General features: G+C 29.5%; 7 protein-coding genes. 6 read left to right on the top strand and 1 reads right to left on the bottom strand.

What is annotated here, in order from left to right:
- Positions 1–277 precede the first annotated feature (277 nt).
- The 3 genes from I4V16_RS17070 to I4V16_RS17060 all read left to right on the top strand — a co-directional run bounded on the left by I4V16_RS17070 (position 278) and on the right by I4V16_RS17060 (position 2605).
- Positions 278–1147: a methionyl aminopeptidase gene (locus tag I4V16_RS17070; protein ID WP_049179867.1), complete on the top strand. Its 870-nt coding sequence runs from the start codon at positions 278–280 to the stop codon at positions 1145–1147.
- An 86-nt stretch (positions 1148–1233) separates the two neighbouring features.
- Positions 1234–1737, top strand: a complete 504-nt coding sequence (locus I4V16_RS17065) for a GNAT family N-acetyltransferase (RefSeq protein ID WP_195966940.1) — start codon at positions 1234–1236, stop codon at positions 1735–1737.
- Positions 1738–1750: 13 nt separating this feature from the next.
- Complete coding sequence (locus tag I4V16_RS17060; protein WP_049179863.1) at positions 1751–2605, top strand: YitT family protein; 855 nt, start codon at positions 1751–1753, stop codon at positions 2603–2605.
- Between the two features lie 124 nt (positions 2606–2729).
- Here the strand turns inward: I4V16_RS17060 and I4V16_RS17055 are convergent, their stop codons facing one another.
- A complete protein-coding gene (locus I4V16_RS17055) occupies positions 2730–4445 on the bottom strand; it encodes a HAMP domain-containing sensor histidine kinase (RefSeq protein WP_049179861.1) in 1716 nt (571 codons plus the stop codon).
- 214 nt (positions 4446–4659) lie between these two features.
- Between I4V16_RS17055 and I4V16_RS17050 the strand changes: the two genes are divergently transcribed.
- The 3 genes from I4V16_RS17050 (at position 4660) to eno (ending at position 8246) form a co-directional block, all read left to right on the top strand.
- Positions 4660–5952 carry a potassium transporter TrkG gene (locus I4V16_RS17050; RefSeq protein ID WP_049179859.1) on the top strand — a complete coding sequence of 431 codons (1293 nt, stop codon included), beginning with the start codon at positions 4660–4662 and terminating at the stop codon, positions 5950–5952.
- Positions 5953–5961: 9 nt separating this feature from the next.
- Complete coding sequence (locus I4V16_RS17045) at positions 5962–6633, top strand: TrkA family potassium uptake protein (protein ID WP_049179857.1); 672 nt, start codon at positions 5962–5964, stop codon at positions 6631–6633.
- 320 nt (positions 6634–6953) lie between these two features.
- Positions 6954–8246 carry a phosphopyruvate hydratase gene (gene eno, locus I4V16_RS17040; protein WP_099330153.1) on the top strand — a complete coding sequence of 431 codons (1293 nt, stop codon included), beginning with the start codon at positions 6954–6956 and terminating at the stop codon, positions 8244–8246.
- Positions 8247–8335 lie beyond the last annotated feature (89 nt).

Below are 8335 nucleotides of genomic sequence, written 5' to 3'. Positions count from 1 at the left end.
ATGGTATAAAGTCTTTTTTTTTATTATTATTCAGAACTAGCCATAGGCTATTTTTTCATACAAAACTTTACACTATCGTTATATATTTCATTATACTAATACTAAATTTAGGAATAAACAGGTTAACTTAAGATTGAATAATATATATCAAAAATAGTAAAGTTATCTCACAAAACAATGGAATAAATTTTTCATTGTAGAATAATCTTGTATGATGTTTATATTTTGTTAATATAGGAGTATAGTATATAATAGATAAGGAAAAGGAGCGATATGGATGAAATTAAGTAGAAATGACGCATGTTGGTGTGGTAGTGGAAAGAAATATAAGAATTGCCACCTAAACTTTGATGAAAAAATCCTATCTTATGGATTAAAAGGTGCTATTGTTCCACCTAGACAAATTATAAAAAATGAAGCTCAAATCCAAGGGATAAGAGAAAGTGCTAAAATAAATACAGCTGTACTAGATTTAGTGGCTGAAAATATAAAGGCAGGAATGTCTACAGAAGATATAAATACATTAGTACACGACTTTACAGTTTCACAAGGTGCAATTCCTGCGCCATTAAATTATGGTGGATTCCCTAAGAGTGTTTGTACTTCTATAAATGAAGAGGTATGTCACGGAATTCCAAGTAAGGATATCATACTTAAGGATGGAGATATAATAAATGTAGATGTATCTACTATATATAATGGATATTTTTCAGATGCATCAAGAATGTTTATGATAGGTGACGTGCATCCAGAGGTTGAAAAGCTTGTTAAAGTAGCTAAGGAATGTTTAGATTTAGGGCTTCAAGCAGCTAAGCCATGGGGATTCTTAGGGGATGTTTCAGAGGCTTGTCAAACACATGCTGAGAAAAATGGTTACTCAGTAGTTAGAGAGTTTGGAGGACATGGAGTAGGAATACAATTCCATGAAGATCCATTTGTTGCCCATGTAGGTAAGAAGGGAACAGATATGCTTTTAGTTCCAGGAATGATATTTACAATAGAGCCAATGATTAATATGGGTAAGAAAGATATATATGTAGATTCTGATAATGATTGGACAGCTATTACAGAAGATGGTTCACCATCAGCTCAATGGGAATATACAGTTTTAATAACTGAAGATGGAGCAGAGATATTAACTCATTAATAAGATAAAGAAAGCTAGCAATTTTGCTAGTTTTTTTTATTCTAAGTATTATGTATAATAGAATAAAAAAACAAAGGAGGAGAGTTATGGAACTTAGAAAAACTAATATAAGTGATGTAAGTAGTGTAATGAAAATAATATCTCAATCACAAAGCTACTTTAAATCAAAAGGTATAGATCAATGGCAAAATAATTATTCTAATGAGAATACTATAATGGGGGATATTAATAATGGCTATAGTTATGTACTAGAAAAGGATAATAAAGTTATTGCAACTCTAGCTTTATCCTTTAATGGGGAAGTAACTTATAATAAGATATATGAGGGAGAATGGTTAAGTAATGAAAAATACGCTGTAATACATAGAATAGCGGTAGATAATGACTTAAAGGGCAATGGCATATCTTCCTATTTAATTAAATGTGTTGAAAAGATAGCATTAGATTTGAATGTTCATAGTATAAAGGTGGATACACATGAAGATAATATATCTATGCAAAGGTTATTAGAAAAGAATGATTTTAAATATTGTGGAATTATATATTTAGAAGATGGAAACAAAAGAATAGCATTTGAAAAACTAATATAGGACGAGGTTGAAAATGAATAAAAAAGTTTTACAAAGGATAGGAATAATTTTATTGTATGGAATACTGGCAGGAATAGGTGTAAACTGCTTTTTAACTCCTGCAAAGGTATATTCAGGTGGGGTAACAGGGCTAGCTATGCTTTTATCATCAATAGGAAATGACTTTATAGGAGTTAATATTGATATATCTGCTTGGGTATTAATAATTAACTTACCACTTTTATATTTATCTTGGAAGAAGCTTGGCAATAAATTTACTATATATAGTTTATTTGCTGTAATTTCAGCTTCATTATTTATTAAGGTTATTCCAGAGACTTTAATAACAGAAAATATTTTCTTAGCTGCAATATTTGGAGGAGCTTTAACTGGAGTTGGATCAGGGCTTTGTTTTAGAGCAGGTTTTTCAACAGCTGGAACTGATATAATTGTTTTAGTTGTACAAAAACTTACAGGTAAATCAGTTGGGGTTATAGGATTTATTTTAAATGGTATTATAGTTTCTCTTGCAGGAATAATGTATGGAATAGAGATGGGGCTTTATAGTTTAGTATCTATATTTGCAACAACAAAGCTTGTAGATATATTCTATGTTCAACAATATAAGCTTACAGTAAATATATATACAAGAAAAGAGAAGGAAGTTGTAAAAGCATTATTAGCCAATAATTTAAGGGGAGTTACTGTTCATACAGCATTAAAAGGTGGATACACAAACGATCCCTTATCTTCAATTGTTACAGTAATTTCAAAGCATGAATTACTTTTTATAAAGAAAGTTCTTATGGAGGTTGATGAAGAGGCATTTATTAATGTTCAACCTACTGTAGAAGTTGTAGGAAAGTTTATAGATAAATCTCTTATATAAGTTAACAAAAGAATTAATTTGGAATATAATATTATAGATAAAATATTTGCGATAAAAGTATGGGGTGTCGTATAGTTATAAAAATTGGCAGTATAGTGCTTATTACTGCCAATTTTTTTATATATTAATTAAATTTATAAATGTCAGATAATTCTATGTTAAACCTTTCCACCCTAGAATCAATAGATTTAGTTTTAGAATTGATTCCTTTACTATTACATTTTCTAATAGGAAGATAAAAAATAAATTCTGTGCCTTCAGTATAGTTCTCATTTAAATAAATCTCTCCACAATGCATCTCTATAATAGATTTCACAATGTTTAAACCAATCCCGCTACCTTTATTAGACTTTGTTATTTCATTATTAACTTGAGTGAATCTTTTAAATATATAATGGGAATTTTCTTGTGATATACCAATGCCATTATCCTTCAAGGAAACATATAATCTCTTATTTTCCCAATCAGTTGATATAGTAATATTTATAATTCCGTTATCACTTGTGTATTTCAGAGAATTAGATATTAAATTTAGCATAACCCTTTCAATTTTTTCAAGGTCACAGCATAAATACACTTCTTCTTCATCAGTATCAAAAATTATATTTTTACCAAGGGTATGTATATAATCTGCAATAGAAGTTACAATGCCCTCTAAAAACTGTACTATATTTACATCTTCCTTAGATAAATTTATAGCTCCATCTTCTAATTTTGTTACATCAATTAAGTTATTAATTAAACGTAAAAGTCTATAAGAATTATGTTTTATACTTTTTAAATAATTACAGTATCTACTATTAGCAGTAGAGGTATCGTTTTCAAAATCTTCTAAAATTAACTGGGAAGCAGATATAATTATATTTAAGGGAGTTTTAAAATCATGGGACATATTGGCCAAAAATTCAGATTTATGAGCTTCTAAGTTTATTCTGTTTTGTAAAGTTAATAATTCATCCATATTTTTTCCTATTATATAAATTTGTTCAGTATTCTTATCATAGGAATAACTAAGTTCTATTAATCTTGTACTACCATCCTTTGCCAATATATTGCAGTAAATATGGGTGTCACTGCATTTTTCTTTCATTTCACTAACAGATGGGACAGTATTTTTATAAAATGGGCTTAATAAAGAAGTTAATTTACTATTTTCTACATCTTTAAATAACCATCCTAAAATGGTTGAAAAGCCATTACTAACCTTTTTTATAATGCCATCAGCATTAGTTATTATATATAAATCTGTAGATATATCTAAAAGATATTTAAATTCATTTTCTATTTCTTCTTTTGATTCTAATTCTTTTTTTAGTGAATGTGCTAAATATGAATTATCAAATGATAATTTAATTCTTTTAATTATGTTAGTTATGTATTTGTTAACAGTAGAGTTAAAGTTACCTGCTGTAAAATAAATAGTTACTAGACCTAAAATCTTAGAATCAGATATTAATGGGTAAACATTTACATACTCATCTTTAAATAGTTTCTTATAATAAGGGTCTTCAAAAATATAATAATCCTTCCATAGATAATAGCCTAATAACTTGTGGGTAGTATTAATAATATTACAATCTAAAAGTGTATTTTTTATATTATAATCTAAGTTTATACAAATATTTTGTGGGGTAAGTTCTGAAATTCCCAATGCATATTCCTTTTTTAGACGTTTAGCAGTATTGTCATATGTCCATAAAGTAACTCCGCTTAAGTTAAGGTCTTTGTAAATATCAGATATATATTCGTATACTTCACTTACAGAGTTTGAACTATTATCACAATGGTTACTAAAGTAAATATTATTAATATTACCCACCTTATCTTGTGGTCCTAGCATATAAGTTACCTCCTTTTTATGCATTCTTTTTAATAGAAAATCTAATATAAATAAGGACTAACTCTAGTATCCTATTTTTACAAAAACATATAAAGAGAATTCAAAAAAAATTAACTAATAATTAACATTAAATTTTATTTATTGAAACAAATGGGATATATAATAGCACTAAATATTTTAAGTATATTTATTATTGCTGAGGAGAGTGTATCATATGCCGCTGATAAAAAAGATTAGTCCAGGCAGATTAATTGTATTAGGATTTGCACTAGTTATAATCATGGGAACCATATTATTAATGTTACCAATTTCTCTGAATGAAGGAGTAAAAATATCCTTTATAGATGCATTATTTACTTCTACCAGTGCTGTATGTGTAACAGGATTAATAGCTGTTGATACAGCAGATACCTTTAATGTTTTTGGACGAACTGTAGTAGCCATGCTTATTCAAGTTGGTGGTCTTGGAGTTACTTCAGTAGGGGTTGGGTTTATACTTCTAGCAGGTAAGAAGATAAGTATTAAAGGACGTAAAATAATTAAAGAAGCTATGAATTTAGAGAGCATGAAGGGATTAGTAAAAATAGTTAAAGCAGTACTTTTAATGACTTTACTATTTGAATTAGTAGGAGTAATACTTAGTTACATTGTATTTTCACAGGATTATGAACCATTAAAGGCTTTAGGAATAAGTGTTTTTCACTCCATAGCTGCATTTAATAATTCTGGATTTGATATTTTAGGGGGATTACAAAATCTTATACCATATCAAAGTAATGTTCTTTTAAATTTAACAACATGTTTTCTTATTATCTTTGGTGGATTAGGTTTTTTAGTAATAAAAGAAATATTTGAAAAAAAATCTTTTAAGAAGTTTTGTCTTCATACAAAGATTGTATTGTTAATGACTACTTTATTACTTATAGTTGGTACTATTCTTTTAAAGATGACAGAAAATATATCTTGGCTTGGAGCTTTCTTTTTTAGTACTTCAGCTAGGACAGCAGGATTTAGTACATATAACTTAGGTACCTTTACAAATGCAGGGTTATTTACATTGGTAATCTTGATGTTTATAGGAGCATCACCTGGATCAACAGGTGGTGGTGTAAAAACTACTACAGCATTTATTATAGCTAAGAGCTTATATGCTAACTCTACTAATAAACACTCTGGGGCATTTAAAAGGAAATTTCCTGTAAGTGTAATATGGAAGGCTTTTAATCTTATGATTCTAGCTTTCTTGGTAGTTATTATAGGAACCTTTATCTTATGTATTTTAGAGCCGCAAAGTTCATTTATGCAATTACTATTTGAGGTTACAAGTGCCTTTGGAACTGTAGGATTATCTACTGGTATAACTCCACATCTTGCCTCATTAAGTAAATTTGTTATTGTATTAATTATGTTTATTGGAAGGCTTGGACCTATTACCATGGCAACAATTTGGTATCAAAAGAAGCTTCCAGAAGCACGTTATTCAGAAGAGTCTGTAATTATTGGATAGGAGGATTTTATGTTTAAAGAAAATAAATCTATGGAGTATGGAATAATTGGTCTTGGGAGGTTTGGATTTGCTCTAGCAAAAACCTTGATAGAAGCTGGAAAGGAAGTATTAGTTATAGATAGTGATGAGAGCAAAATTAAACAAATAAGGCAATATACAAGCAATGCTTTTGTGGTAGAAATACTAGATAGAGAAACATTAGAGGAAACAGGAATACAAAACTGTGAAACAGCAGTTGTATGTATTGGTGAAAAAATGGATGCTAGCATCCTTACAGCTTTAAATTTAATCAATATGGGAATTCCAAGAGTTATAGCAAAGGCAGTAAGTTTTGACCATGGCTCTGTGCTAACAAAGATTGGAGCAGAAGTGGTATACCCAGAAAATGATATGGCTATAAGAGTTGCAAATAGACTTTTATATTCAAAGGCTTTAGATTTTATAGAGCTTAATGATGATATAAATATTTATGAAATGGAGGTTCCTAAAAAACTTGATGGAATTCAAATAAGGGAGTCAAACATACGAAAAAAGTACAAGCTTAATATTATTGCTATTGAAGGAGGGGGTGGAACCATATTAGAAATATCACCAGATTATATATTAAAGTCTGGTGACCTAATAGTAGTAATAGGGAAAAAGAACAATATAACTAGATTTGAAGAATATTTACTTGATTAGTAAGATAATATAGCTTGAAGGATATACTGTAGTAGAAAGTATATACAGTTGGTACTTAAATAAAAGTATTGACAAAATATTTATGTAATAGTATTATCTAGGTGAGAAGAATAATCAATAGTGATTAGTAATTACAATTATGGAAAAGTACAATATTTTTATCAATGTACTTACACACTACATTGAATTAATTGAATACATCGTGAATTATACAAATTGTACTGCATAATTATCAATAGTTGGAGACCTATACACTATGTGTAGGTCTCTTTTGTAAAATAGCTAAATTTTTATTTATATAGATTTAAGGAGTGATATTTATGAAAACTTATGTAGAAATAATCGACATAGTTGGAAGACAAATTCTAGACTCTAGATGTTTCCCTACTGTAGAGGTTGAAGTTTATTTAGAAGACGGAACAGTAGGAAGAGCAGCTGTACCTTCAGGAGCATCGACAGGTATATACGAAGCTGTAGAATTAAGAGATGGTGACAAAGATAACTATCTAGGAAAGAGCGTAGAAAATGCTGTTAAAAACGTTAATGATATAATTGCAGAAGAATTAATAGGTTGTAACGTATTTGACCAAACATATATCGATAAAACTATGATTGAATTAGATGGTACACCAAACAAAGGAAAGCTTGGTGCTAATGCTATCTTAGGTGTATCTTTAGCATGTGCACAAGCAGCTGCTAACTCATTAGGATTACCTCTTTACAAGTATATTGGAGGAGTTAATGCTAAGACTTTACCAGTGCCAATGATGAATATCATAAATGGTGGATCACATGCCGATAACTCAGTTGACTTACAAGAATTCATGGTTATGCCAGTAGGGGCTAAAACTTTCTCAGATGCTATGAGAATGTGTGCTACAGTATACCACACTTTAAAGAAAACATTACATGATAAGGGATATTCAACAGCTATTGGAGATGAAGGTGGATTTGCTCCAAACCTTAAGTCAAACGAAGAAGCTATTGAAGTAATTATAGAAGCTATAACTAAGGCTGGATACAAGGCAGGAGAGGATATGTTCATAGCTATAGATGCTGCATCTTCAGAATATTATAAAGATGGTAAGTATGTATTAGAGCATGAAGGTAAAACTTTAACTGCTGAAGAAATGGTAGACTTCTTAGAAGCTTGGGTTAACAAGTATCCAATAATCTCAATTGAAGATGGTATGGCAGAAGAAGATTGGGAAGGATGGAAGCTACTTACTGAAAGATTAGGTAAGAAGGTTCAATTAGTTGGAGATGACTTATTTGTAACTAACACTGAAAGATTAGAAATGGGAATTGAAAAGGGAGTAGCTAACTCAATTCTTATTAAATTAAACCAAATTGGTACATTAACTGAAACTCTAAATGCTATTGAAATGGCTAACAGAGCAGGAATGACTGCAGTAGTTTCTCATAGATCAGGAGAAACTGAAGATACAACAATAGCTGATTTAGTTGTTGCTGTTAATGCAGGTCAAATTAAAACTGGAGCTCCAGCAAGATCTGAAAGAGTTGCTAAGTACAATCAATTACTTAGAATTGAAGAAGAATTAGAAGATGTAGCTGAATATAGAGGAAGAAAAGCTTTCTTCAATATAAAATAGTAAAGAATTTTAAAAGGGGCTGTATCAGATTAAGGTTTTTTACCTTAGGCTGATACAGCCTTATTTTTATAATTTTAAATTTTATTCAT

The sequence above is a fragment of the Clostridium sp. 1001283B150210_160208_E6 genome (assembly GCF_015669365.1).
Classification (GTDB): Bacteria; Bacillota; Clostridia; order Clostridiales; family Clostridiaceae; genus Clostridium; species Clostridium paraputrificum.
The sequence above is the reverse complement of the archived record's forward strand: the minus strand, read 5'-3'. Positions and strand labels throughout refer to the sequence as shown.